Origin of the sequence: Sphaerisporangium sp. B11E5 (genome assembly GCF_039871875.1) — a bacterium.
Taxonomy (GTDB): domain Bacteria; phylum Actinomycetota; class Actinomycetes; order Streptosporangiales; family Streptosporangiaceae; genus Sphaerisporangium.
This window is the reverse complement of record NZ_JBDPMD010000011.1, coordinates 1-24,619: the sequence shown is the minus strand read 5'-3', so window position 1 is coordinate 24,619 and position 24,619 is coordinate 1. Positions and strand designations below refer to the sequence as shown.

The 24,619-nt window shown below is 71.6% G+C and carries 17 protein-coding genes; 6 read left to right on the top strand and 11 right to left on the bottom strand.

Features of this window, described 5'->3' with window-relative positions; genetic code table 11:
- Nucleotides 1-52: 52 nt before the first annotated feature.
- From ABGB17_RS13495 to ABGB17_RS13470, 6 genes are all read right to left on the bottom strand, one after another.
- Nucleotides 53-1,633, bottom strand: coding sequence for a SpoIIE family protein phosphatase (locus ABGB17_RS13495; protein WP_347629098.1), 1,581 nt, complete (start codon nt 1,631-1,633; stop codon nt 53-55).
- Entirely contained in the window at nt 1,633-3,030 is a 1,398-nt protein-coding gene (locus ABGB17_RS13490) for an ATP-binding protein (protein ID WP_347629096.1), read from the bottom strand. The genes ABGB17_RS13495 and ABGB17_RS13490 overlap by 1 nt, the downstream gene beginning before the upstream one ends.
- A complete protein-coding gene (locus tag ABGB17_RS13485) occupies nt 3,027-4,034 on the bottom strand; it encodes an ATP-binding protein (RefSeq protein WP_347629094.1) in 1,008 nt (335 codons plus the stop codon). The genes ABGB17_RS13490 and ABGB17_RS13485 overlap by 4 nt, the downstream gene beginning before the upstream one ends.
- Nucleotides 4,022-4,378 carry an ATP-binding protein gene (locus ABGB17_RS13480; RefSeq protein ID WP_347629370.1) on the bottom strand — a complete coding sequence of 119 codons (357 nt, stop codon included), beginning with the start codon at nt 4,376-4,378 and terminating at the stop codon, nt 4,022-4,024. The genes ABGB17_RS13485 and ABGB17_RS13480 overlap by 13 nt, the downstream gene beginning before the upstream one ends.
- Nucleotides 4,379-4,440: 62 nt before the next feature.
- The gene (locus ABGB17_RS13475) at nt 4,441-4,830 is read right to left on the bottom strand and encodes an STAS domain-containing protein (RefSeq protein ID WP_347629092.1); all 390 of its coding nucleotides are present in this window, start codon (nt 4,828-4,830) and stop codon (nt 4,441-4,443) included.
- Nucleotides 4,830-5,648 carry an STAS domain-containing protein gene (locus ABGB17_RS13470; protein WP_347629090.1) on the bottom strand — a complete coding sequence of 273 codons (819 nt, stop codon included), beginning with the start codon at nt 5,646-5,648 and terminating at the stop codon, nt 4,830-4,832. Before ABGB17_RS13470 ends, ABGB17_RS13475 begins: the two co-directional genes overlap by 1 nt.
- A gap of 660 nt (nt 5,649-6,308) precedes the next feature.
- On the opposite strand from ABGB17_RS13470, the gene ABGB17_RS13465 reads away from it, so the two are divergent.
- Nucleotides 6,309-7,517, top strand: coding sequence for an amidohydrolase family protein (locus tag ABGB17_RS13465; RefSeq protein ID WP_347629088.1), 1,209 nt, complete (start codon nt 6,309-6,311; stop codon nt 7,515-7,517).
- 100 nt (nt 7,518-7,617) lie between these two features.
- Here ABGB17_RS13465 and ABGB17_RS13460 read toward each other — a convergent pair whose 3' ends face one another.
- Genes ABGB17_RS13460 through ABGB17_RS13450 form a run of 3 tightly spaced genes read right to left on the bottom strand, consistent with a single transcriptional unit; the run spans nt 7,618 to nt 9,279 of the window.
- On the bottom strand, nt 7,618-8,595 hold the full coding sequence (locus tag ABGB17_RS13460; RefSeq protein WP_347629086.1) for a hypothetical protein: 978 nt from the start codon (nt 8,593-8,595) through the stop codon (nt 7,618-7,620).
- Nucleotides 8,592-8,882, bottom strand: a complete 291-nt coding sequence (locus ABGB17_RS13455; RefSeq protein ID WP_347629084.1) for a DUF6313 family protein — start codon at nt 8,880-8,882, stop codon at nt 8,592-8,594. The genes ABGB17_RS13460 and ABGB17_RS13455 overlap by 4 nt, the downstream gene beginning before the upstream one ends.
- Entirely contained in the window at nt 8,875-9,279 is a 405-nt protein-coding gene (locus tag ABGB17_RS13450; protein WP_347629081.1) for a DUF6313 family protein, read from the bottom strand. The genes ABGB17_RS13455 and ABGB17_RS13450 overlap by 8 nt, the downstream gene beginning before the upstream one ends.
- Nucleotides 9,280-9,420: 141 nt before the next feature.
- On the opposite strand from ABGB17_RS13450, the gene ABGB17_RS13445 reads away from it, so the two are divergent.
- From ABGB17_RS13445 to ABGB17_RS13430, 4 genes are all read left to right on the top strand, one after another.
- Complete coding sequence (locus ABGB17_RS13445) at nt 9,421-12,909, top strand: WD40 repeat domain-containing protein (protein WP_347629079.1); 3,489 nt, start codon at nt 9,421-9,423, stop codon at nt 12,907-12,909.
- Nucleotides 12,910-12,918: 9 nt separating this feature from the next.
- Complete coding sequence (locus ABGB17_RS13440; RefSeq protein ID WP_347629077.1) at nt 12,919-13,770, top strand: DegV family protein; 852 nt, start codon at nt 12,919-12,921, stop codon at nt 13,768-13,770.
- 1,052 nt (nt 13,771-14,822) lie between these two features.
- Nucleotides 14,823-15,509 carry a ComEA family DNA-binding protein gene (locus tag ABGB17_RS13435; RefSeq protein ID WP_347629075.1) on the top strand — a complete coding sequence of 229 codons (687 nt, stop codon included), beginning with the start codon at nt 14,823-14,825 and terminating at the stop codon, nt 15,507-15,509.
- Between the two features lie 290 nt (nt 15,510-15,799).
- On the top strand, nt 15,800-18,121 hold the full coding sequence (locus ABGB17_RS13430) for a ComEC/Rec2 family competence protein (protein WP_347629073.1): 2,322 nt from the start codon (nt 15,800-15,802) through the stop codon (nt 18,119-18,121).
- A gap of 61 nt (nt 18,122-18,182) precedes the next feature.
- Here the strand turns inward: ABGB17_RS13430 and ABGB17_RS13425 are convergent, their stop codons facing one another.
- Nucleotides 18,183-18,341 (bottom strand): hypothetical protein, encoded by a 159-nt coding sequence (locus tag ABGB17_RS13425; protein ID WP_347629071.1) that lies wholly within the window; start codon nt 18,339-18,341, stop codon nt 18,183-18,185.
- A 426-nt stretch (nt 18,342-18,767) separates the two neighbouring features.
- Nucleotides 18,768-23,051 carry a discoidin domain-containing protein gene (locus tag ABGB17_RS13420; RefSeq protein WP_347629069.1) on the bottom strand — a complete coding sequence of 1,428 codons (4,284 nt, stop codon included), beginning with the start codon at nt 23,049-23,051 and terminating at the stop codon, nt 18,768-18,770.
- A 389-nt stretch (nt 23,052-23,440) separates the two neighbouring features.
- Here ABGB17_RS13420 and holA point away from each other — a divergent pair, with 389 nt between their 5' ends.
- The gene (gene holA / locus ABGB17_RS13415) at nt 23,441-24,409 is read left to right on the top strand and encodes a DNA polymerase III subunit delta (protein WP_347629067.1); all 969 of its coding nucleotides are present in this window, start codon (nt 23,441-23,443) and stop codon (nt 24,407-24,409) included.
- Nucleotides 24,410-24,619: the final 210 nt, after the last annotated feature.

Genomic DNA, 24,619 nt, shown 5'->3' with positions numbered 1-24,619 from the left:
TCCGCGGAAGGACCGGCCGGTCGTCCCGGCCGGTCCTTTCCTTTGTGGTCTCTCAGTGGGTGCGGCGCAGGGCGACCACGGCCACGTCGTCCTCGCGCGCGCCGAAGTGGTCGATGAGGCGGTCGCAGAACAGCTCGGGGTCCTTGTCGAACGCCATGGCGAGCTGCCGCACCACCTCCATGCTCTGGTCGAGCGGCACGTCGCGGTCCTCGATGAGCCCGTCGGTGAACAGCAGGATCGCGCCCTTGTCCGGCAGGGTGAACCGGTCCACGCGGTACGCCTCCGGCGCGGCCCCGATGAGGAGGTTGCCCCAGCCGTGGTAGCGCGCCTGGCCGTCCCCGATGATCACCGGGGGGATGTGGCCCGCGTTGGCCATCTCCACCGAGCCGTCCACCGGGTCGATCAGCATCAGGCAGACCGTGGCGGTCATGCTCGGGTGGTAGAGACGGAGCATGTCGTTGAGCCGCCCGAGGATCTTGCCGAGGTGGCAGCCCTCCACGGCCAGGGCGCGCAGGCCGTGCCGCAGCTCCGCCATGACCGTGGCCGCGTAGAGCGAATGGCCCTGCACGTCGCCGATCGCCACCAGCAGCCGGTCGCCGAGCGGCGAGACCTCGTAGAAGTCGCCGCCGACCTCGACGTTGTCCACCGCCGGCTGGTAGCGCACCGCCAGCTCCAGGCCCGGCACCTGCGGCACGTGGGCGGGCAGGAAGCTGCGCTGCAGGGTGAGCGCGATCAGGTGCTCCTCGGCGTAGGCGCGCAGCGCGTCCACCGCCAGCGCGACGGCCTGGCCGAGCTGCTTGAGGATGTCCAGCTCGTCGGGGTCCAGCGGCAGCATGCCCTCGACGGCGAGGTACACCGGCTGGCGGCCCACCTTGGTGCGGGAGAGCACCCCCACGGTGCCGGCCCGGGTGTCGGAGTCCGGCAGGATCTCCCGCCACTGCTCCTTGGTCATCGACAGCTCGGCGGTGCCCGCCGAGTCGCCCAGCGTCAGCCGGGACACCTTGCTCAGGATGTCGGCCGGCGCGCCCAGCCGCACGGCGGGGTGGGCCGGCTCCATCGCCGTGTAGCGCCGGACGACGCCGTCGAGCGCGACCGCCAGCGCCCCGCTGCGCCGTCCGAGCACGGTCGCGGTGCCCTCGACGGCGACGCGCATCAGCTCACCGAACGTCGTGGCGGAGTTGATGTCCAGGGTGATCTGGGTCAGGCGCCGCAGCCGGTGGGCGATGCGCTCGGCCCTGGTGCGGGCCCGGGAGTAGCGCAGCGCCGCGTGCACGGTGGCGATGAACTCCTCCGGCTCGATCGGCTCGGCCATGTACGCGTCGGCGCCGCGGTCCAGCCCGTGGGTGCGGTCGGCAACGCCGATGGCGTGCGCCGAGATCTGCAGCACGGGCAGCGCGGCGGTCTCGGGGTCGGCCTTGATGCGCTCGCACACCTCGTAGCCATCGATGTCGGGCAGCCGCACGTCCAGCACCACCACGTCGGGGAGCAGCTCGCGCACCAGGGTCAGCGCCTCTTGGCCGCCACTGGCCTCCACCACCTGATGGCCCGCGCGGCGCAGCCAGCTCCCGAGGATGTACCGCTTGGTGGGAGTGTCGTCCACGACCAGGATCGTGCCAGGGGGCTCTGTGGTCATCATCCCTCCTCAGAGGTGACGCCGCCCGTCGCGTCCCCGGCGAGGGGCAACCGCACGGTGACCGAGGTGCCCGCGCCTGGGGTGCTGGACAAGTGCAGCGTACCCCCCAGCGCCTCGGCCAGCCTGCGGGCGTACGGCAGGCCGAGGCCGGTGCCCCGGCCGTTCAGCGCCGCGGTGCCCGGCACCTGGTAGAACTCCTCGAACACCCGTTGCTGGTGCTCGCGCGGGATGCCGATGCCGGTGTCGGCGACCACGAACACCACGTCGCAGTCGTCCACCCGCGCCGTCATGGTCACCTGCCCGGCCTCGGTGAACTTCAGCGCGTTGGACAGCAGGTTGCGCAGGATGCGCACCAGCAGCACCTCGTCGGTGACCAGCGTCCGCGGGCCGCCCGTCACGTCCACCGTCAGGCGCACCGTCTCGGTGCCGCTGATGGGGCGCAGCGTCATGCGCAGCCGCTCGGCCAGCTCGGGAAGATCGACCTCCGACAGCGCCGGGGTGATGCGCCCCGACTCGGCCTTCGCCATGTCGAGCAGCTCGCTGACCAGGGCGAGCAGGGTCTGCGCCGAGGAGCCGATCAGCTCGATCTGCAACTGCTGCTCCTCGGTGAGCGCGTCGCCGCCCGGGCCGAGCAGCAGCCGCACCAGGCCGATCACCGAGTTGAGCGGGGTGCGCAACTCGTGGCTGACCGTCGCCCAGAAACGGTTCCTGGCCTCGCTGGCCTCACGGAGCTGGGCGGACTTCTCATCCAGCTCGGCGTACAGCGCCACCACGCCGCGGTTGGTCTCCTCCAGTTCCTCCGAGATCTGGTTGTACAGCGCGAGCACGCCCGCGTTGGTCTCCTCCAGCTCGGCGTTCACCTGGACCAGTTGCTCGCGGTGGGCCTTGGCGTCCTCCAGGGCGGCGGCCAGCTCGCGGTTCTGCTGCCGCAGCTCGTCCAGCACGCCGGTGGGCGCCGACTCGGTCATGCGCGCCCGAAGCGCGGCGAGCGCCTGCTCGCCGCCCGCCCGGCTGTCCGTGACCCTTTTCGTCATGGTGATGATCCGTAGTACGGTGTCGTGCCGTACGTCGTCCATGAGCCGCCCGGCCAGAGTCACCCCGGCCGGGGCGATGGCCTGCTTCCCGGGCGAATAGGTGATCTCGACGACCAGCCCGGCGGGCTCCTCCAGCCGGAACGCGATGTGCGCGTCCCGCGCGCCCGCGACGATCTCGCGGCCGACCTCGCTGAGCGCGGTGCCGACCCTGATGCGGTCCAGGTCGTCCAGGCCGACGGCCTCGGCCACCTCACGGCCGATCTGGCGGACGGCGAAGACGTCCCGGTCGTCGCGGACCGCCGTGGTGAGCAGCTCACCGGCCATCGTCACCCCGGTCGTCGGGCCCGTCCCCGTACCGCTCATGGCTCTGCCCGGAGGACCAGCACACAGGCGTCGTCGCGGCGGACGGCCCAGTCGCGAAGCAGCGTGCCGGCGATCACCGAGGCGGAGTGGGTGAGCAGACCGGGGTAGGTCTGCAGGGACCAGCGGTCGGTCAGGCCGTCGGAATGGAGCACCACCAGGCCGTGATCGGGCAGGTCGTAGCTCGCCTCACGCACGCCGCGGGCCCGGTGGCCGGCGATTCCGGGCACCGACACCATGCCCTGCCGGCGGTCGGCGCGCACGATCCAGCCCGAGATGTTGCCCACCCCCGCGTACGCGGCGGTGCGCGCGGCCCGGTCGACGTGGACGACGGCCACCGCGCCGCCCCGCGTGCCGCCGAGCGCCTCGTGCACCCGCGTGACGATCTCGCCGGGCGAGGTGCCGGCGTGGGAGCGGAAGACGCGCATCGCCTCGGTGGACGCCGCGGCGGCGGCGATGCCGTGGCCGAGGCCGTCGCACACGATGGCGGTCACGGTGCCGCCCTCGTCACGCACCGCGAACGCGTCGCCGCAGGCCACCTCCTCGCCGACCGGGCGGTACAGGCCGCACTCACGCGTGCCCGCGGCGACGCTGCCCGGCACGCGGAAGCTCATGCACAGCACCGTGCCGCGGCCGGGGCGGGAGTCGACGTCCCAGGTGTCCGCCAGGCGCGAGATGGCGCCGAGGCCGATGCCGAGCGTGCCCGAGGTGGAGTGGCCGTCCTGGATCTTCGCCGTCACGTCGGCCATGCCGGGGCCCTCGTCCACGCAGACGACCTCCACGGTGGTGGCGGCCTCGGGGTGCGAGCGGATCAGCATGACACCCGCGGTGGCGTGCTTGACGAGGTTGGACGCGGCCTCGCTGACCGCGACGCCGACCCTGCCGGTCCGCTCCTCGTCGAAGCCGCCGGCCTTGGCGAGTGCGATGGCGATCCTGCGGGCGGCGCCGATGGCGCTCGCGTCTTCCATCCTGAGCCAGTGGTCCTGCGGCGGGGTCAACGGGTCCATTTCGTCACCGTCACGACCGTGCCACGGCCAGGTTCGGAGTCCAGCTCGAACTCGTCGACGAGCCGCCTGCTGCCGCTCAGGCCGAGGCCGAGGCCGCTGCCGCTGGTCCACCCGTCGGTCAGCGCCAGCCGGGTGTCGGGGATGCCGGGGCCGTCGTCGCTGAAGGTCAGGCGCATGCCGCGGCGCCCGCCGGGCTGCTGGAGTATCTCGATGCGGGCCCGGCCGCCGCCCGCGTGCACCAGGGTGTTCCTGGCCAGTTCGCTCGCCGCGGTGACCACCTTGGTCTGGTCGACCAGGGACAGGCCGAGGTCGATGGCGCTCGCCCTGACCTTCTGGCGCACCATGACCACCTCGTCGTTGGAGGTGATGGCGAGTTCCGCGACCGTGCCGGCGGCAGGGGGAACGCTCACCGGCCGACCGCTGACAGATCATCCTCGGTCGCGTCGGCGCGCTGGTTGAGCAACGCGATGCCCTTCTCCAGGTCCAGCGCCGTGCGCAGTCCGCCGAGGGACAGGCCGAGCTCGACCAGGGTGATGGCGACCGCCGGGCGCATGCCGACGACGATGGTCTCGGCGTCCAGCATGCGCGCCATGCCGGCGATCGTGGACAACATGCGGCCCACGAACGAGTCGACGATCTCCACGGCGGTGATGTCGATGATCAGCCCGATGGCGCCGGTGGCGACGACCTTGTCGGCGATGTCCTCCTGCAGGGTCAGCACCGTGTGGTCGTCGAGGTCGCCCTGGATGGAGACGAGCAGGATTTCGCCGATCTTGAGGATGGGCACCCGGTCCATCAGGCCTCCTCGGTCCGCACCGCGACCCGCGTCCTCGCCTTGGAGGTGATCTGGACGCCGCTCTTGCGCAGCACGTACGCCAGGGCGTCCGCGAGGGAGGCCTTGGTGACGATGTCGCCGAACTCGATGCCGAGGGTGACGATGGTGTGCGCGATCTGCGGGCGGATGCCGGAGATGACGCAGCTGGCGCCCATCAGCCGGGCGGCCATCACGGTCTTGAGAAGGTGCTGCGCCACCTCGGTGTCCACGGCGGGCACGCCGGTGATGTCGATCACCGCGTACTCCGAGCCGGTGTCCACGAGGGTCTGCAGCAGTTTCTCCATGACGACCTGGGTGCGCGCCGAGTCGAGCGTGCCGATGAGGGGCACGCCGACGATGCCGTCCCACAGCTTCACCACCGGGGTGGACAGCTCGAGGAGCTCCTCCGCCTGGTCGGTGATGATCTTGTCGCGGGCGGCGCTGTAGATCTCGAAGGTCAGCAGGCCGAGACCGTCGATGGTGCGCGACAACCAGACGAAGCCGCGCAGGGCCTCCTCGGTGTCGTCCGCCTCCACGATCTCGTAGACCGCCTCCTTCAGCCCGTAGACCGTGACCGCCGTCTCGCTCGGGGTGAAGCCCTGGCGCGCACGGCTCCGGGACAGGTCGGCGAGCAGGCCGTTCAGCTCGGCGGAGGCGTCGGGGTCGCTGAACGACCGCACGAAGGCGCGGTAGATCTCCTGGAGCTCCTTGCGGGTGTCGTTGTCGTTGAGGCGGCCGCGCAGGGGTTGACTGGAGATCTCGACCCAGCGCTGGAGGATCTGATCCTCCTTGTCGCGCATCAACTCCTGGATATGGCTCCTGCTGGTATTATCCTGCACGGTCAAGGCAACTCCCAGGCCCAGCCAATGTGTAGCGAGTAGAACATGCTCTCGATGCAGGCTACACGGTGCCGCAGTAAGATCATTTCATCCCGCGGGTGGGGGGCCGACGTCCCTCTGGCCTGCCGAACGGGATAGACCGGTGCAAAGGCTGACATATGCGGTAAACCTCGCGAACATGCAGGAAAACCGCTGTGGCCGGTGCGCCTCTGTTATTGCTACGATATGGAAACCCTAACCAAGACATTCTGGCGCTGGTTTCGCATGACGACGCTTGTGACTGCTGCTGCCGCAGGGGCGGGATCGGCGCCGGTGGAAGCTGGGGTACGGAGTTTCGTCATGGCGGGGTGCTGGTGGTCCCGTCCCGGACAGGGGAGACGAACCGGTGTTCTTCTCAATAACCCTGTACACCGAGCCGACCTGTGAAATAACGTAACTGAACTGAATCGCCCGGCCAAGATCCGGGCGGTGCCGTCATCGCACCTCAGTGCGGATGAGATCAGGAGACCCCCCAATGACGTCCGGAAACCTGGCGGACCCAGCGGGCGTGGCGCCCGTCGCGAGCTGGGCTCCGAGGGCGTGCCGGGACGTCTCCGCGGTCTTCGGCGGGGCGGTGATGCCATGACCGTACGGCTCCTGACCAACATCGGCCGGCTCTGGACGGGCAACGACGTCTGCAGCAACGCCGCCATCCTCGTGCACAACGACCGCATCGCGTGGGTCGGACGCGCCGCCGACCTGCCGCAGAGCGTGCCCGGCGTCGTGGACGACATCGTGGACGTCGACCACGTCGAGAACCTCGGCGGCGCCCTGGTCACCCCCGGGCTCATCGACGCGCACACCCACCCGGTCTACGCGGGCAACCGCTACGCCGAGCTCGCCATGCGCTCCGGCGGCTCCTCGCCGAGCGCCATCACCGCCGCGGGCGGCGGCATCGGGTCCACCGTCACCGTGACCCGCGGCACCGACCCGTGGACGCTGTGCAACGGCGTCCGCGAGCGCCTGCGCGACTGGCTGCTCAACGGCACCACCACCGTCGAGGCCAAGACCGGCTACCACCTCACCCGCGACGGCGAGCTTGCCGACGTCCGCCTGCTGCGCGAGCTCGAGAAGGAGCCGATGATGCCGCGGGTGCACGTCACCTTCCTCGCGGCACACGTCGTCCCGCCTGAGTACTTCGGCCGCCAGCGCGACTACGTCGAGGCCGTGGGCGCCTGGTGCGCCGACGCCGCCGCGGCGGGCGCCGACAGCGTGGACGTCTACTGCGACGACGGCCACTTCACCCCCGACGAAGCCCGCTTCGTCCTCACCTGCGGCCGCAACGTGGGCCTGCTCCCGCGCGTCCACGCCGGCGCCTACAAGCGCCGCGGCGCCGTCCAGCTCGCCGCCGAGCTCGGCTGCTCCTCCGCCGACCTCCTCCACCACACGGCCGACGAGGACATCGCGCTGCTGTCCCGCTACGGCGTCCCCGCGGTCGTGTGCCCCGGCACCGCCCTCCAGCAGCAGACCCTCCCCCCGGTCCGCCGCATGCTGGCCCAGGGCGTCACAGTGGCCCTGGGCAGCGACCACAACCCCGGCCACTGCGGCATCACCTCGATGTCCCTGGTGATCAGCCTCGCCGTGGCCGCCTTCGGCATCAGCGTCGGCGACGCCCTGCGAGCCGCCACCCTGGGCGGCGCCACCGTGCTCGGCGCCCCCGACCGCGGCGTCCTCGCCCCCGGCCGCCTGGCCGACATCGTGCAATGGGACGCCGACCACGAAGGCGCCTTCGCCTGGGGCTTCGGCCTGAAGCCCCGCCGCGTCTGGCGCGGCGGCACTCCCGTCCAGTAGCCCCGTTTCCGCCGTACCCGCGGTGAGCGCGGTCGGCCCGCACCTCTGTACCCGCGGCGGACGCGACGGGCCCGCTCCGCCGTGCCTGCGGCGGGCGTGGTCATGGTCGGGGGAGCGCCTTCGCGATCACGCCGGCGAGCTCGGGCACCACCTTCGCCACCGACCGCCAGGCGCGCAGCGTGGCACGGTCGCGGGTCGCCCTGACCGAGTCGGCGACGAGCCGGGCGTCAGCGGACGCGATGGCGTCCTCGTCCAGGAAAGGGCCCGCCTCCCATGGGCTGTCCGGCGAGAACCCAGGGAGATCGACACGTGAGGACGCGGGGCCGGTGTCGGCGGGAGCCAGGGCGACGAGGATCCGGTGTGCCGTGCCTGTCCGGTCCCGGTACCGGATCGGCACGAGCCGCGGGCGGCCGTCCGGAGCGGTGATCTCCAGGGTGGGGCTCTCGCCCGCCAGGTCGTGCAGCACGAACAGCGCACCGTCCGGCGTCGCCACCGCGTAGGAGCCGGTGGCGGCCGCGGCCACGTCCGTCCGCACGGAAGGCATGGGGTAGGCGCCCGGCCGGTCACCGGGCGAGGAGTGCGTCAGGAGGTCGAAGGTCCAGCGTCCCGCGGGGACGTTGGAGAACACCGCGACACCCTGCGCGGTGAACTGGGCGAGGTAGCGGACCGGCAGGCGTGCCGCACGCGGGCCGGTCGCCCTGGCGGCCAGCCAGAGCCCGGCCAGCTCGCCCACGGCGAGGGTCGCGGACTCGGCCCGCAAAGTGACGGCGAACCTCGGACCGGCCGGGCGCGCGGTGGCCGTCAGCTTCACGGCCTCCGTCTCGACCTCGGCGGCGAGGGCGTCGGGTGAGAAGTCCCGGCCGCGCAGCCTGCCGAGCAGCTCCAGCACGGCCGCCCTGATCTCCTGCCGCGCCGCGTCGGCCCGGAGGTCCGCCATGGCCACCGCGCGGTCGGCCGCCGCCAGGGCGCTCGCCGTGTGCTCGTCGAGCCAGCGGGCATCCGCCTCGGGGTACGCCTCCGCGAGGAGCTCGCGGCAGAGCCGTTCGAAGCCACCGTGCACCGGCTCCTCAGTGGTCACGACCGCCTCCTTTCACTGACGCACCGGGGGCAGCGGCTCTGCAGCGGTGTCTCGTGCAGCACCGAGCTCGCCGCCGCCACCGCCTGCTTCATGGCCCGTTCCCCCTGCGCGTAGGGTTCGACCCGGTCGCTGTCCAGAACCCGCTGGACGAAGCGTTCCCAGTGGTCCTGGGCCCTGTTCCAGTCGTTCTCGTGCAGTTTCACATAGGACTCGGCGAAGCCGTCCGGAACCACGAACCCGCAGTGCACGAACAGCAGGTCGGACAGCAGGGGGATGAGCTCAGTCATCGCCGGGCTCGGGGTAAAGGTCCTCCAGCGGCCTGGTGCGCCGGGACGTGATCGCGCTGCTGACCGCGTAGCCCGCCACCGCGCCCACGACCCCCGGGACCAGCAGCCACCCCGCGACGGACAGGAACCACGCCGGCACCGGGGCGGCGGTGGCCGCCGGCGAGGTGATGCCGACGCTCACGTCGTACGCCTGCCGCCAGCCGATCCACACGCCGTTGACGACGAAGAGGACCGCGTACACGAGAAGTACGGAAACTCCCCGGGTGAGCAGCCAGTGACGCAGGCCGCGATGCCGTCCCACGGAACGCCAGCGGCGCCGGACGGCGTGACGCAACGACTCCCTGGGGGGTGGGACGAGATCGACTCCGTCCCGCGGTTCGCCGGGCGGCGTGGGCATGGGGTCATGGTATCGCCGGTGTACTCGGCGGATCGGCGCGTTCCAGGGACAACGCGGCCTCGGTGTCCTTATCGTGGCATCACCCGGGCGCGACCTGGCGTACGCGGTCAACCGGTCACGGACTCAGGTGATTATCTGGCTATGGCGCTGGCATGGCGACCGGCCTTCCTGACGAGGAAGACCTCTGTTTCCGCCCTTGACTCCCTCCTGCTGCTCGAACGACGCGACACGAACTTCCTCGACGACCCGGAGAACGGGCTGGAGGAGCACGAGGCGTGGGACCGGCTCACCGGCGGCCTGTGGTGGGACGCCTGCCGGGACGCCGCCCGTTCGCGCCCAGAACTCCTGCGCGAATGGGCGGACGACCCCTCGGCCTGCTGGGCCCTGCGGGTGCTCGACAAGCAGGACCCCGACTCCCACGGTGAAGGCCTGGTCCCCACGGGGACCCGGGCCGTGGACACGGGCGACGGCCCCGGCCCGGCGGGGACCCGGGCCGTTCACACGGGCGACGGCCCCGGCCCGGCGGGGACTCCCGCCGTTCACACAGGCGACGGGCCGGGTCCGGTGGCGACCCGGGCGCTCCACATCGCCCGGCTCGCGGTGCTCGCCGGGGACGGCGGCGAGACGACGGACGGCCGTACGGCGCGCGGCCTCCTGTCCGGCATGGTGGACGCCTGGGCCGGGGCCTGCACGCTGCCCACCCGCCTGCTGCCCGCCGACCTTCCCGGCCGCCCCGGGCTGCACCGCGTCCAGCGCCTTGCCGACACGCTCGCCCCCATGCCCGGGGGAGCGGCCCGGTCCATGGTGCTGATGCAGGCGCTGCTGCTGGCCGAGGACCACCGGCCGCCTCCCTCGCGGCGACGGGAGATCAAGGTCCTGCTCGCGCCGCAGCGGCCCGAGGGGACGGGCCTGCTCGGCCGCCTGGAACTGGAGATCTTCCGAGGACCGCAGGGGCTTTATCCCGATCCGCGGACCATGAGCATGTTCACCGCCGACGAGGAGTTCCAGCGGGCGCTGACCGCCGCGTGGGAGTACCAGACCGGGGGCCGCCCGCGCGTACCGTGCGTGCTCTGGCGGCTGGAGGTCCCCGGGTACCGGCGTCAACGGGTCATCGGGGCCTCCCTGGGCGCCGCGTTCGCCGTCCTGCTGGAAGAGCTCCTCGGCCCGCCGTCCCCGAGGGCCCTGGCCGCCTCACGCGCCGTCGCCGCCGGCCGTCGCCTGTCCGGGCTGCTGCGCCACCCCTACCGCGACCACGCCGTCACCGGGGACGTCACCCCGGACGGCGAGCTGACGAAGGTCGGCGGCCTGCAGGCCAAGCTCGACAGGGCCGCGGCCGAGAAACTGACGGTGGTCGCGCCCGCCGCCAACCGGCGGGAGGTGACGAGCGAGAACGTCATCTGGGTAGCGACGGCGGCCCAGGCGCGCCGCCGCCTCTACCGGTGGAACCGGGTGCGCACCGCCGTGCTCGCCGCCGGTACGGCGTTCGTCCTGGCATCGGCCACGACGGGGCTGTGGGCGATACAGGTCGGAAGGGCCCGCGAACGGGAGAACGGCGACCTGTCACGGCGTCTCGCCGCGCAGTCGATCGCACGCTTCGACGCCTCGCCCCTCGAGTCCATCGCCCTCGCTCTGGCCGCCTGGACGGCCACTCCCTCGCCAGAGGCGTGGGGAGCCCTGCTCACCGCGCACGGCCACCTGGCCAACGACCGGTTGCCGCGCGCCGGCGACGTCTCCACGATCGCCTTCAGCCCTGAGGGACGTGTCCTCGCCACGGCGGGCGACGACCGTACGGTGCGGCTGTGGGACACGGCGAACCGCACCCTGTCGGCCACCCTCACCGGCCACACGGCCCCCGTCGGCGTGGTGGCCTTCAGCCCGGACGGCTCGATGCTCGCCACCGCTGGTGAGGACCGCACCGTGCGGCTGTGGAGTGTCGCGCGCCGTGAACTCCTGGCCACCCTGACCGGTCACCCCGGGGAGGTCCGGTCCGTCGTGTTCAGCGCGGACTCCCGGCTGCTGGCCAGCGCCGGGGGCGACGTCCGGCTGTGGCGGACCGGCGGTTTCCGCCTGGCGGCGACCCTGCCGGCGAAGGAAGCGGTCGCGGCGGCGTTCGTGCCGGGCCGGAACCTGCTCGCCGTACTCGGCGAGCGGCTCGAATTGTTCGACACGGGATCCCTGCCGGCGTTACGGAAGACGAGGACACTGGACAGGGCCACGTCCCTGCCGAGGGGCATCTCGTTCAGCCCTGACGGCCTGACCATGGCGGTCGGCGAGATGGACCTGCTGAACGCGGAGATCACCACCTTGTGGGACACCGGGAAGTGGGTCAAGGAGACGAGGCTGAACGGCGGGGCGACGGCCGCGTTCACGCCGTCCGGCGACGCCATCGCCGTCGCTGACGGCCTGTCCTCGGGCGGCCCCCCTGTCACGCTCTGGTCGGTGGCCGACGGCAACCCCCTCGCCTCCCTCGGCGGATTCGCGGAGACGGCGTGGGCGCCGGCGTTCAGCCCTGACGGCCAGACCCTCGCGATCGCCGACGTCGACTCGTCGGTGACCCTGCTCCGCGGCGGCCGTCCCGGACCCGGTCCCGGCCTCTTCACGGCGGTCAACGCCGTCGCGTTCGGCGCCGCCGGGCGGATCGCCGCCGCGGGTGGCGGCGACGGCACCGTCACCTGGTGGAACCCGGCCGAACGGATGGCCGGCGCGGTCCGGGTCCCCGCCCACCGCCGGGGCGTGCGCGCCCTCGCGATCAGCCCCGACGGCACGACGATGGTCAGCGCGGGCAACGACCGGACGGCGAAGGTGTGGGACTTCTCCGGCACCCGTCCCAAGGCGACCCTCACCGCGCACACCGAGCCCATCGTCTCCGTGGCCTTCAGCCGTGACGGCAGGACCATCGCCACGGCCGACGCCTCGGACAACGCCGTGCTGTGGGACGCGAGAACCTTCCACAAGATCCGCGAACTTCCGCACGTCTTCTCCAACTGGAGCAAACCCCTGCTGACCACGGCGGTGGCCTTCGGCGCCGACGGGCACACCCTGATCGGCGCCGGCGCGGGAGGGGCGATCCACTTCGTGGACCTGGACGGCCGCGGCAGGGACGCCCTGCTCGCCAACTGGGGCGGCTACATCAAGCGGATCAGGGACATCGCCGTGAGCCCCGACGGGCGGACCATCATCAGCACCGACGCCGACGGCGGCATCACCCGATGGCCCGCCGGGGCCGTGTACGACGGCATGCGTACCGGCGCCGGCACCCCGGTCCTGGCGAAGGCCGACGCGAACACGGCCGCCTTCAGCCCCGACGGCCGCCTGATCGCCCTCGGAGGCAACGACCAGACGATCCGCCTGCTGGACGCGGCCACGTACCAGGTGGTCGGCGACCTGTACGGCCACCGCGGCGAAGTACGCGCCCTGTCGTTCCGCCCCGACGGCCGCACGCTGCTCGCCGGCGACTCCAGCGGCGCCGTCCGGGAATGGAACCTCGACCCCCGGCAAGCGGTGACCGACCTCTGCCCCGTCGTCGCCCGCTCCAGCCTTCCCCACAACCTGGCCGACGGCTGGGCGGACTTCCTCGCACGCTTCTCCCTGTCGGACACCTGCCACCCGGAACCACAGGGCCGCGGGTAACCTTCGGTCATGTCACAACCGGTCGCCGTGGTCACTGATTCGACCGCCTACCTCCAGCCGGCGGAAGTGGAGCAGCTCGGGATCATCGTGATCCCGCTCCAGGTCATCGTGGGCGACCGCACCCTGGACGACGGCACACAGATCGACGTGGCCGGGCTGGCCGCCGCCCTGAAGGACTGGTCCCCGGTGTCGACCTCCCGCCCCGCCCCCCAGCGCTTCGCCGAGATATACGAGGAAGCCGCCGCGAGAGGCGCCCGCGAGGTGGTCTCGATCCATCTGTCAGGCGCGCTGTCCGGCACAGTCGACTCGGCCCGCCTGGCGGCTCAAGACGCCCCCATCCCGGTCGACGTGGTGGACAGCCGCTCACTGGCCATGGGCCTGGGCTTCCCGGTACTGGCCGCCGCGAAGGCCGCGCAGCAAGGCCTCTCCCGCCCCGAGGTGGCCGCCATGGCCAAGCGATGCGCCGAAGCCGCCCACAGCTTCTTCTACGTGGACACCCTGGAACACCTACGCCGCGGCGGCCGCATCGGCGCCGCCGCCACTTTCCTGGGCTCCGCCCTGGCCATCAAGCCGCTGCTCCACATAACCGGCGGCACCATCGCCCCCCTGGAAAAGGTCCGCACCTCCACCCGAGCCCTGGCCCGCCTGGAAGACCTGGCCATCCGCGCCGCCGGCCCCCACCCCGTGGACATAGCCGTCCACCACCTGGCCGCCCCCACCCGAGCCCAAACCCTCGCCGACCACCTGACCACCCGCATCCCCACCATCACCACAATCCGAATCCTGGAGGTAGGCCCAGCCGTAGCCGTCCACACCGGCCCAGGAATGCTCGCCGTCACCGTAGCCCCCACCCCGAACTAGCCCCTCCCCACCCCGAACCAACCCGGTCCCGCCTCGAACCAACCCGTCCACCCCGAAGCATCCTCCGCTTCGAACCAACGCGTCCGGCCCGAATCAACCCGTCCGTTCCGAACCACCCCGTCAGCCTCGAAGCATCCTCCGCTTCGAACCAACCCGTCCGCCTCGAACCAACCCGTCCCCATCCCTAACCCGTCCTCACCCTGAACTAACCCGTCCCCACCGTGGGTTCCCCGTGGATGGCCACCCTCTCCAACACGCCCTCCGGGAGTTATCCACAGAACCCCACTCGGCTAACCCCTCACAAGCCGACCCCTTCTAAATTCCCCTTCATGCGCCGCCCCCCGAAGCCCCTCTCCACCAGCACAATCGCCACTTCCCGCCTCCAAGCCCTCTCCCTCCCCCAACGCACCCCCGCCCGTTCAAACAACACGAAGACCCCCCAGGCACCCCACCCGATCCCGCCCGATTCCCGTCCAGATCCTCTGTCCCTCCCTCAAGGTGACCTGCCACAGCCATCACTGGACCCGGATGCGGACGGTGCCCCGGACGACCATGTGGGCGATGGTGCCACCCAATGGCAACCACCACCCGAGGGGCTGCCCCCGAGCAGTACGCCCCCCGATTCCCGTCCGGATGCCCTCTTCCAGACCCAAGGTGAACCCCGCCAGTCGTCGCTGACCGTGACCGCAGCCGGCACCTGGGACAACCGGATGCGCCACGTGATCCCCCCATGGCAGGCGCACACCGAGGAAAACCCATCCACAGACGACCACTCACCTTTCACCCGCCCCTGGACACCCGACCACCCACCCTCTGCTCGCGCTGGGGCGGAGGACCACCCGCCCTCCGGCCACGCTTGGGCGGACGACCACCCGCCTTCCGGCCGCGCCTTGGCGGACGACCAGCCATCCTCTGCCCGTGCTTGGGCGGAGGACCCCCCGCCTTCCGGCCGCGTCTTGGTGGACGATCGCCCGCCCTCAGCCCGAATCTGGTCCGGGCCGCTTGTCGCCCCCTCGCTTCGTGCCCGGCTCAATCGTTTTCTCGCCGGTCACGTGCCCGCACTGGACATCGGCCGCCCAGGGCTGCGCGTGCTACTGGTCGCCGGCCTGCTCGCTCTGTTCGCCGGCGGCGTCTACCTGTGGCGCTCCCGCCCCGTACCGGACCCCCTCCTCCCGCTGCTCCCCGCCACCACGACCACGCTCCCGGCGGCGGCCACCGCCGTTGCCGGTACGCCCGCACCCACCACCGCCGTCCTACCTCCCGTCGCCCAGCCGCCCTCGTCCGGGCCTGTCGGCGTCACTCCCCAGACGGCTCAGGTCGTCGTCCATGTGACCGGGAAGGTCCGGAAACCAGGGTTGGTGACCCTCCCTCTGGGCTCCCGCGTGGCCGACGCCGTCACCGCCGCCGGCGGTTTCCGCACCGGAGTCACCCCGACCGGTCTCAACCTGGCCCGCCGCCTGATCGACGGCGAACAGATCATCGTCGGCGCCAAGGCCGGCACAGCCGCCCCACCGCCCGCCGTCCCCGACCCGGCGGCGACCACGACCGAGCCCTTGGACCTGAACACCGCCACCACCGGCCAACTGGAGACCCTCCCCGGGGTCGGCGAGGTGCTCGCCACCCGCATCATCGAGTACCGCCAGACCCACGGCGGCTTCCGCAGCGTGGACCAGCTCCGCGAAGTCACCGGCATCGGCGAACGGAAATATGCCGATCTGCGGACGAGGGTGCGCGTATGACCGCCGTCATCCGTCCCCGTGACGAACCCGGGTCTTCGTCGGGGCGCACCGGTGAGGTGGGGGGCGTGACCGGGGGAGTGTGGACGTGGCGGTTGGTGCCGCCGGGGCTGGCGGCGTGGGCGACGGCCGCGGTCCTGCTTGGGTGCTCCTCGATCACTGGCATGATCACATGTGCGATCGCGGTGGTCACCCTTGGGGCTCTCGTCACGTTGCCCCTGCTGTCGCGACGTGGCACCTCGTTGCCCCTCCGTCGTCTCCGTCGGCTGGAGGGGGCGTGGGGGAGCGTGTCGATGGCGGTGCTGATAGGGGTGGCGGCGGCGAGTGGTGGTGTCGCGCTGCCAGTTCATGCGGTCACCACGGGGCCGGTGGCGGAGCTGGTGCGGGAACGGGCGGTGGTGACGGCCGAGGTCGTGGTGAGCGGGGATCCCCGGGTGCTGCCGAACCACCACGGGTCGTCGCGGCGCGAACGGGTGGTCGTCGAGGGAGACATCGTGTGGATCGCGCCCCCTCCGGCGACCGCGCATCCCTCGGAGAGCTCGCGGACTCCGGAGGTCGGTGGGGTGAGAGTACGGGCGGCGGTGGTGGTGTTCGGGGAGGGGGACGGATGGGCGGTGGTGCGGGTGGGGGAGCGGGTGCGGGTTCGTGGGCGGTTGGGGGGTGCGGATGGTGGGGGGTTGCTGGTCGGGGTGTTGTCGGCTCGGGGGGAGCCGGTGGTGGTGGGTGGGGCGGGGGTTGTGCAGCGGGGGGCGGAGGTGTTCAGGGACGGGTTGCGGAGGGCGGCCGAGGTGTTGCCGCCGGAGGAGAGGGGGTTGTTGCCGGGGCTGGTGGTGGGGGACGTGTCGTTGATGCGGGAGGACGTCAGGGAGGACTTCCGCGACGCCGGGCTCAGTCATTTGCTTGCGGTCTCCGGGGCTAATTTGGCAGTGATCGCGGGGTTTGTCCTGGCGGTGGGGAGGGGGGCGAGGGTGCCGCCGGTGGGGCGGGCGGTGGTGGCTGTGGTGGCGATGGTGGGGTTCGCGGTGATCGCCAGGTTGTCGCCGAGTGTGTTGCGGGCGCTGGTCATGGGGTCGGTGGCGGCGCTGGCGCTCGGCACCGGGCGGTCCAAGGACGGGCTGGCGGCGTTGTCGGTGACGGTTCTCGGGCTGATCCTGTTCGACCCGGCCCTCGCCAGGGAGTACGGCTTCGCCCTGTCGGTGTTCGCCACGGCAGGCATCCTGGTGCTCGCGCCGCGCCTGCGGGACCGCATGGCCCGGCGCATCCCCCGCTGGGCGGCCGAGGCGGTCGCGGTGGCCGCAGGGGCGCAGGCGGCGGTGACACCGCTGCTCGTACTGATGTCCGGCGAGCTGAGCCTGGTGGCCGTCCCCGCCAATCTGCTGGCCGCCCCCGCGGTGCCACCCGCCACCGTGCTGGGCTTCGCCGCCGCCGCGCTCGCCCCGATCGACATCGAGGCCGCCCGGTTACTGGCACACCTCGCCGGTTACCCCGCCGCCTGGCTCATCCAGGTGGCCCGCCACGCGGCCGCGATCCCCGCCGCCACCCTCCCCTGGCTCCCGGGCCTGGCCGGACTGCTGCTCCTCCTCGCCCTGGCGGCCGCGATCTGGCTCCTCCTCCGCCGCCCCGCACTGCGCCTCGCGGCCTGCGCCGTCGCCACGGCGCTGATCGTCTGCGCCGTCCTGGTACGCCCGGTCCTCGCTCCCTGGCCCCCGAGGAACTGGTTGCTGGTGTCCTGCGACATAGGCCAGGGTGACGCCCTGGTCCTCAACGCAGGCGACGCACAAGCGGTGGTGGTCGACACCGGCCCCGCGCCTGCCCTCATGGACCGCTGCCTGCGCGACCTCGGTGTCCGCCGGATCCCCCTGCTGATCCTCACCCACCCGCACGCCGACCACACCGGCGGCCTGACCGGTGCCCTGCGCCACCGCCCCATCGGCACGATCCTCCTCGGCCCAGGCGATCTCGACTCCGACGACCGTTCTCATGCCCCGGGGCCGGCGAGCGGGTCGCGGGGGCCGGGACCCAGCGGGCACGGGGAGGCCGGCGCTGCTGACGGCGTCGGGGGTGGCGGGTTCACGGCGGCTGAGCTCGTCGGGCGTTACTGGGGGCGAAGTGGCGTGGTGGTGGACGACCTGCGCTCGCGGCGGATCCCCGTGCGGGGGGTGGCGGCCGGTACGGCGTGGCGGGTGGGGCAGGTCTCGTTGACCGTCATCGGACCGGTCCCTGGAGTGGCCAAGGCGGGCGCGGGGGAGGGGGCATCGATCAACAACGGGAGTGTCGTGCTCCACGTCCGGTGGCCGTACGGGACGGCGTTGCTCTGCGGCGACATCGAGAACGAGGCCCAGGCCGCTCTCGTGCGGCACGGTCTTCCACCGGCCGACGTCCTGAAGGTTCCGCACCATGGGTCCGCCCGGCAGGACCACGCTTTTCTGGCCGCCACCCGGGCTCGCGCCGCCTTGATCAGTGTCGGGGCACCGAACGACTACGGACACCCGTCACCACGTACCGTGGCCCGGCTCACCTTCCTGGGCATGCGCGTCTACCGGACGGATCGTTCCGGCGATTTGGCGGTGGCCGTCACCGGCCGTCAGCTCGCTGTCGTCCCCCGTCGCCGTTGACGGCCCGGGGACGTGTCGTCGGCGCCTCGTGCGGACGCCGGATGTGAGGGCCGGTGGTGCGTCAGATGACGTCGGTGGCGTGGGCCACGGTGCGGAACTCGGTGTCGAGGTCGGCGGCGTAGACGTAGCGGTGGCACATCGCGCAGCGGTAGAGGACGGGACCTTCGTCCAGGGGCGAGCCACAGCGTGGGCAACTGTGACGCTGCTGAGCCAGCTTCACGGATCTTCACCTCCTCCCGGCGCGTGGTTTCTCTCATCTGCAGAATGCCCGAGCATACCTGCAGGTGAATTGCCGTTGACTTGCAATGGGACACATGGTTGCGCAGGTGTGTCGTGTGACCGACGAGATTGCAGAATTTTACCTTTTACCGGGGGGCGGTAGGGGGATCTCAGCCTCGGGGAGGAGGTGGTGACTCTGAGCCCAGGGGCGCTGCCGGGCCAAAAGCGAACTGCCGACAGAACTGCTGACACCACTTCGTCAGTAAATGTTCTGCCGGCACCCCGTCTGCGGCCGCCGTTCGGGCGCCGCGCACCGGGCGAAGGGCAGGCCGGCTGGAGCCGAAAAGAGTGGCCCCCCGGCCGCTGGGGGCGGTGGGGGGCCTTGGTGGGGCCGCGCGCGGTGAGGTAGCGCGCGGCCCCGGAAGGGTCAGTTGATGGTGAGGGTGAAGGTGGAGGTGGTGTTCTTGATGTTCTGGTAGTTGTTGCTCATCCGGAGGTTGTTGAAGGTGGCGGAGCCTACTGCGGGGCCCTGGCCGGCTTCCGGCATCTCGTTGACCCAGATGCCGAAGCCCGACTTGGCATCGAAGGCGTCGCCGCTTCGCTGGGCGCCGGTGATGGAGACGTTGGTGAAGACGGTGTCTCTCACCGGGAACTGGGGCTGGCCGCCGACGTAGTTGGTCTGGAACATGATGCCGCTGTAGGTCGGGTCCACGATGTCCACGTCGGTGACACGGATGCCTTGGAAGACCTTGGAGGCGGAGAAGATCCAGATTCCGGGGAACGTCTGCGCGCCCCAGAAGTGGCCACCGGCGCGGATGATCGAGATGTTCTCGAACCGGGTCGGCGGGTCGGCGCCGAAGCCGTTCATCGGGTATCCGAAGTCGAGAGAGCTGATCGTGATGCCCGAGTAGGTCAGCGTGTCGGCGATGTAGATGTTGCGGAACGTGTTGGCGTACCCGCCGTAGACCGCGAGGCCCGCGGCCCGCCACGGCAGGATGGCCGTCAGGTTCTCGTAGACGTTGTTCTTCTCGTCGGCGCCGCCGGCGTCGATCGCGGAGAACAACGCGAAGCTGTCGTCACCGGTGGACCTGGCTTCGTTGTTGGTGACCAGGTTGTCGGTGCTGCCGTTGGTCATGTTGACGCCGTCGGCGAACAGGTCGCGGATACGAGAGTTCTTGATCGTGATGAAGTCGGTGTTGGCGCCCCAGTAGAGGCACACCGTGTGCTCGTTCCAGATGTTGTCGATCACCATGTTGGCGACGTTGGAGAAGTCGAACACCTTGCCAGGCCCGTCGATGCGCGACGTGTAGTTGCCGAAGAAGGCGAAGTTCGAGAACGTCGAGCCGTTCGCCGACGACTCGGCCCGGAAGCCCGCGTCGGTGTTCTCCTGCGTGGACGGCGTGGAGAAGCGGGTGAACCACGGCCCGGCGCCGACCACCTTGACCGGCTTGCCGTACACCTGGAACTTGTTGCTGGTCTGGTAGTCCCCCGTCGGCAGGTAGACGCCCACCAGTGTGCCGGTGGTGTCCATCCGCACCCGGTCCAGCGCGTTCTGCACGTCCTGGTGGGTGAAGCCGGCCGGGACGGTGTACCGCGCGGGGTCGGGGTTGGCGATCGGCGCCACCTGCTCCAGGTTGACGAAGTCGATCGCGTAGGTGTGGGTGTTGGCCGGGTCCTTCTGCAGCCTGATCTTGCTGCCCGCTGGGACGGTGGTGCCGAGCAGGACGTTGGCCTCGTCGTAGATGTGCCGCGGCGACCCGGCGCCCGGCGAGTTGCCGGGGGCGGTCTCGTTGCCGTACAGCCAGGCGTACCGGGACGTCAGGTTGATCGGCTTGAGGAAGGTGCCGTTGACGTAGATGTTGAGCGTGGAGTTGATCCCGCCGCCGCCCGGGGCGTCGGGGATGGAGAACCGGGTGACCAGCGTGTTGGTGCTGGCCTTGGTGGTCCACTCGACGTAGCTGCCGTTGGAGTTCAGCGTCACGGCCTTGCGGCCGGACGCCTCGCCCGCGGGGTCGCCGATGGTGCGGTTCGGCCCGACCACCTGCGCGCCGCCGCCGGTCACACCGTCCTCGGCCTCGTACATGTCGTACGGCATGTTGGCGCCGCGGCCGACGAAGAACGGCTGGTTGCCGGTGTTGTTGGCCTGCTTGACCGGCAGCTCGTTGCCGTCGTTGGCGAGCACCGTGCGCACGGTGTACTTGCCGTTGGCGGCCGTCCAGGTGCCGAGGTTGACCGGCGGCGCGGTGGCCCCGGCGGCGATGGTGCCGCTGTAGGACCCGGTGAGGGTGCGCACCACGGTGCCGGCGTCGTTGAGGACGGTGAGCGTGATGCCGTGCGCCCCGGCGGCGGAGGCGATGGTGCCCTGGTTCCTGATCGCCACGCTGAACGTCACGGTGTTGCCGACGGCGGGGTTGCTCGGCGACCAACTGGTGCTCGCGACCAGGTCGGAGCTGTCCACCGGCCGCACCACCAGCGAGGACGGGCTGGTGAAGGAGTTGTTGGTGTCGTTCTGCTCGATGACCGTGCCGCCCTCGTCCACCTTGGCCGTCAGGGCGTACGTCCCGGCGTCCCTGGTGCCGATATCGGTGGTCACCGTGGCCTGCGCCCCGGCGGCCAGCGCTCCCACGGTGGCGGTGGCGACCTTGGTGGTGGCCAGGGAGAAGCCGACGTCGGTGGCCGCGCTCGCCGCGTTGCCGATGTTGCGCACCGTCGCGGTCAGCGTGACCGCGTCGGTCTCCACCGGGGAGGCGGGCGAGGCGGTGAGCGCGGTGACGGTGAGGTCCGGGTTGGGCGCGGGCACGCCGATCACCTGGAACTCGGCGATCTGCCCGGCCGGGGCCCCCGAGTTGGACGTGATGCGCAGCTGCGCGTCCGCGATCCGCCCGGAGACCGGGATCGTCACGGTGTTCCCGCTCGCCGGGTTGAAGGTGTGGGTCGCCGCCGACGACAGGTTGGCGAACGACGACGAGCTCTGCTCGCGGCCGAGCACCTGGATCGTCTGGGTGCGGGTGCCCCACGAGCTGTCGGGGTTGAGCTTCAGCACGACCGAGGACACGTCGGCGTTGGAACCGAGCTGCACGGTGAGCACGCTCGGGTACGCCCCGCCGGCGCCCTCCCAGTAGGTGGCGGTGTTGTTGTCGTTGGCGTTGGCCGCCACGAACGTGAACACCGAGGAGGAGGCGGTGATGGGCTTGCCGACCGCCATGTTGGAGCCGCCGCCGCTGCCGTTGCGGGTCACCACGTTGCTGTTGGACGACTGGTTGCCCGCGGCGTCCTTGGCCCGCACGTGGTACGACACGGTGGCGGAGGCCGGCTGGGTGTCGGTGTAGGTCAGCACGTTGCCCGCGACGCTGCCGCGCAGCGAGTTGTTGGCGTAGACGTCGTAGCCGGTGACGGCCACGTTGTCGGTGGACGCCGACCAGGTGAGCCGGATCTGCCCGGTGGCGGGCTCGGTGTAGGCGAGGTTGCCGGGCGGGGTGGGCGCCTGCGTGTCACCGGACGAGCCGTTGCGGGTCACCACGTTGCTGTTGGGCGACTGGTTGCCCGCGGCGTCCTTGGCCTTCACGTGGTACGTCACCGTGGCGGAGGCCGGCTGGGTGTCGGTGTAGGTCAGCACGTTGCCGGCGACGCTGGTGAGCAGGGTGTTGTTGGCGTAGATGTCGTACCCGGTGACGCCGGTGTTGTCGGTGGAGGCCGACCAGGTCAGGCGGATCTGCCCGGTGGCGGGCTCGGTGTAGGCGAGGTTGCCGGGCGCGGTGGGCGCCTGGGTGTCGCCGCCGCTCGGGCCGTACGCCTCGAGCTCCGCGAGTTGCCCGGCGGGCCAGCCGGTGTTGGCGGTGAAGGTGAGCCGCAGGTACCGCGTCGTGGCGGCGGTGAAATTGATCGTCACCGTGTTGTTGCTCGTCGGCGCGAACGAGTAACTGGCCGCGGCCACGATGTCGGAGAACGACGTGCCGTTGGTGCTTCCTTGCACCGACAGGGTCTGGTTGCGGGCGCCCCACCCGGCGGTGGGCAGCTTGAGCACCACCCGGTTGACCGCGAGCGCGGAGCCGAGGTCGGCCTGCACCCACTGCGGGAAGGCGTTGTTGGCGCTCTCCCAGTACGTCGCCTGGTTCCCGTCGCCCGCGTTGCCGGCCACGTACGACTGGCTGACGCTGCTCGCGGTGAACGGGCGGCCCTGGGCGAGGTTGGAGCTGGAGGCGGCGGCGCCGTAGACCTCGATCTCGGCGAGCTGCGCGGCCTGCCAGCCGGTGTTGGCGGTGATGTTCACCCTGATGTACCGGGTGCTGGTGGCGCCGAAGTTGATGGTGACGACGTTGCCGCCGGAGGGGCCGAAGGAGTACCCGGCCGAGGCGACGACGGTGGAGAAGCCGCTGCCGGTGGTGCTGCCCTGGACCGACAGGGTCTGCGTCCTCGCCTCCCAGCCCGGTGGGAGTTTCAGCACCACCTGGTCGACGGAGGTGGTGGCGCCGAGGTCGACCTGCGCCCACTGCGGGAAGGCGTTGTTGGTGCCCTCCCAGTAGGTCGACTGGTTGCCGTCGTTGACGTTGCCCGCGCCGTAGGGGGAGTTGCTGCCGCTCGCCGAGGCGGTCTTGCCCGCCGCGAGGTTGGGGCCGCCCGCCGCGGAGACCGGCGTCACCGGCCACCCCAGCACGAGCAGGCCGGCCGCCACGAGGGCAGCGACCAGCCGTGGTACCTGCTTCGTTCTCATCGTGTTCTCTATCTCTCGACGGATGGGGGGTAGGCGGGCGCACGGACGCAGTACGTTCCACCGGAAGTTGCGGAGAGAAGAAAGAAATAGAGCAGCTACTTGCAAGATTCTTGCAGGGTGTTGGCCAAAGGTTACATACGTGCTACGGCCGCGTCAACGGGTCGGTAAGCACGGCTTTCGCGCGGTGTGAGGGGCGTGGCGCGGGGGCCGTCCGGCGGAGGAGGTGGGTCGCGCGGGGGCCGGTACGCCGGGCCGTCCGAGGCCGCGCGGGGCCGGTGCGGCGGGCCGTCCGGGGTCGTGCGGCGGTTCGCTCGTGGCCGGTGCGCCGGGCCGTCCGGGGCCGCGCGGCCGGGTGCCGTGCGGCCGTCCGGACGTGGGATGCTGCTGGCATGGCGACGGACGCGGCACCGGTCACCCTGGTGATCGGCGACGAGGAACTGCTGGCCGACCGGGCGATCGGCGCGGTGGCCGCGGCGGCGCGGGCCGCCGACCCCCCGGCACAGGTGCACGACCTGACCGGCGGCAAGGTCGAGGCCGGGGAACTGACCCGGCTCACCTCGCCCTCGCTGTTCGGCGACCGCTCAGTCATCGTCGTCCGCGCCGCACAGGACCTCACCAAGGACGTCATCGCCGAGGCCGTCCAGTACGCCAAGGCCCCGTCGCCCGACGCCGTCGTGGTGTTCGCCCACCCCGGCGGGGTGAAAGGTAAGGCCCTGGTGGACGGCCTGAAGAAGGCGGGGGCGGCGGTCGTGACCGTCACCAAGCTCACCAAGCCCGGGGAGCGGCTCGACTTCATCAAGACCGAGATGCGCGCCGCCGGCCGCACCATCGGCGCCGACGCCGCGCAGGCCCTCCTGGACGCCGTGGGCAGCGACCTGCGCGAACTGGCCGCCGCGTGTTCCCAGCTCGCCTTCGACACCCCCGGCAAGGCCGTCAGCGAGGCCGCCGTCGCCCGGTACCACCGAGGCCGCGCCGAGGTCACCGGCTTCACCGTGGCCGACAAGGCCGTGGAGGGCCGCCTCGGCGAGGCCCTGGAACAGCTCCGCTGGGCCCTCTCCACCGGCGTCGCCCCCGTCCTCATCGTCAGCGCCCTGGCCGGCGGCGTCCGTTCCCTGGCCAAGGTCGGCGACGCCCCCCGCAACCTGCGCGGCCCCCAACTCGCCGCCCACCTGGGCATGCCCCCCTGGAAGGTCGACCGTGTACGCCGCCAGCTCAACGGCTGGGGCCCCGTGGGCCTGGCCAAAGCCATCCAGGCCGTGGCCACCGCCGACGAACAGGTCAAAGGCGGTGGCACCGACCCCGCCTACGCGCTGGAACGCACCGTCCAGCTCATCGTCGCCAGCCGCGACGGCCACTAGCCTTCCCGGCATCCCCCACCTGACCTGACGGGGCCGGTGGCCTACCTCTGGGCGGCGTGGTGGGTTGGTGTCCGCGGTGGGTGGGTGTGCCCGGGCGGGTGGGGTGCCGTGAGGGCCAGAGCAAGGGGGCGGCTGTGGGGTGCCGTGCGAGCCGGAACGTGAGGGCGGAGCGTGGGGGCGGAGCGTGGGGGCGGAGCGTGGGAGGGCGGG

What these genes read in the sequence shown, in the direction of transcription:
- ABGB17_RS13495 (WP_347629098.1), bottom strand. Translation starts at nt 1,633, where the DNA reads ATGACCACAGAGCCCCCTGGCACGATCCTGGTCGTGGACGACACTCCC.
- ABGB17_RS13490 (WP_347629096.1), bottom strand. Translation starts at nt 3,030, where the DNA reads ATGAGCGGTACGGGGACGGGCCCGACGACCGGGGTGACGATGGCCGGT.
- ABGB17_RS13485 (WP_347629094.1), bottom strand. Translation starts at nt 4,034, where the DNA reads ATGGACCCGTTGACCCCGCCGCAGGACCACTGGCTCAGGATGGAAGAC.
- ABGB17_RS13480 (WP_347629370.1), bottom strand. Translation starts at nt 4,378, where the DNA reads ATGGTGCGCCAGAAGGTCAGGGCGAGCGCCATCGACCTCGGCCTGTCC.
- ABGB17_RS13475 (WP_347629092.1), bottom strand. Translation starts at nt 4,830, where the DNA reads ATGGACCGGGTGCCCATCCTCAAGATCGGCGAAATCCTGCTCGTCTCC.
- ABGB17_RS13470 (WP_347629090.1), bottom strand. Translation starts at nt 5,648, where the DNA reads ATGCGCGACAAGGAGGATCAGATCCTCCAGCGCTGGGTCGAGATCTCC.
- ABGB17_RS13465 (WP_347629088.1), top strand. Translation starts at nt 6,309, where the DNA reads ATGACCGTACGGCTCCTGACCAACATCGGCCGGCTCTGGACGGGCAAC.
- ABGB17_RS13455 (WP_347629084.1), bottom strand. Translation starts at nt 8,882, where the DNA reads ATGACTGAGCTCATCCCCCTGCTGTCCGACCTGCTGTTCGTGCACTGC.
- ABGB17_RS13450 (WP_347629081.1), bottom strand. Translation starts at nt 9,279, where the DNA reads ATGCCCACGCCGCCCGGCGAACCGCGGGACGGAGTCGATCTCGTCCCA.
- ABGB17_RS13445 (WP_347629079.1), top strand. Translation starts at nt 9,421, where the DNA reads ATGGCGCTGGCATGGCGACCGGCCTTCCTGACGAGGAAGACCTCTGTT.
- ABGB17_RS13440 (WP_347629077.1), top strand. Translation starts at nt 12,919, where the DNA reads ATGTCACAACCGGTCGCCGTGGTCACTGATTCGACCGCCTACCTCCAG.
- ABGB17_RS13430 (WP_347629073.1), top strand. Translation starts at nt 15,800, where the DNA reads ATGGCGGTGCTGATAGGGGTGGCGGCGGCGAGTGGTGGTGTCGCGCTG.
- ABGB17_RS13420 (WP_347629069.1), bottom strand. Translation starts at nt 23,051, where the DNA reads ATGAGAACGAAGCAGGTACCACGGCTGGTCGCTGCCCTCGTGGCGGCC.
- holA (WP_347629067.1), top strand. Translation starts at nt 23,441, where the DNA reads ATGGCGACGGACGCGGCACCGGTCACCCTGGTGATCGGCGACGAGGAA.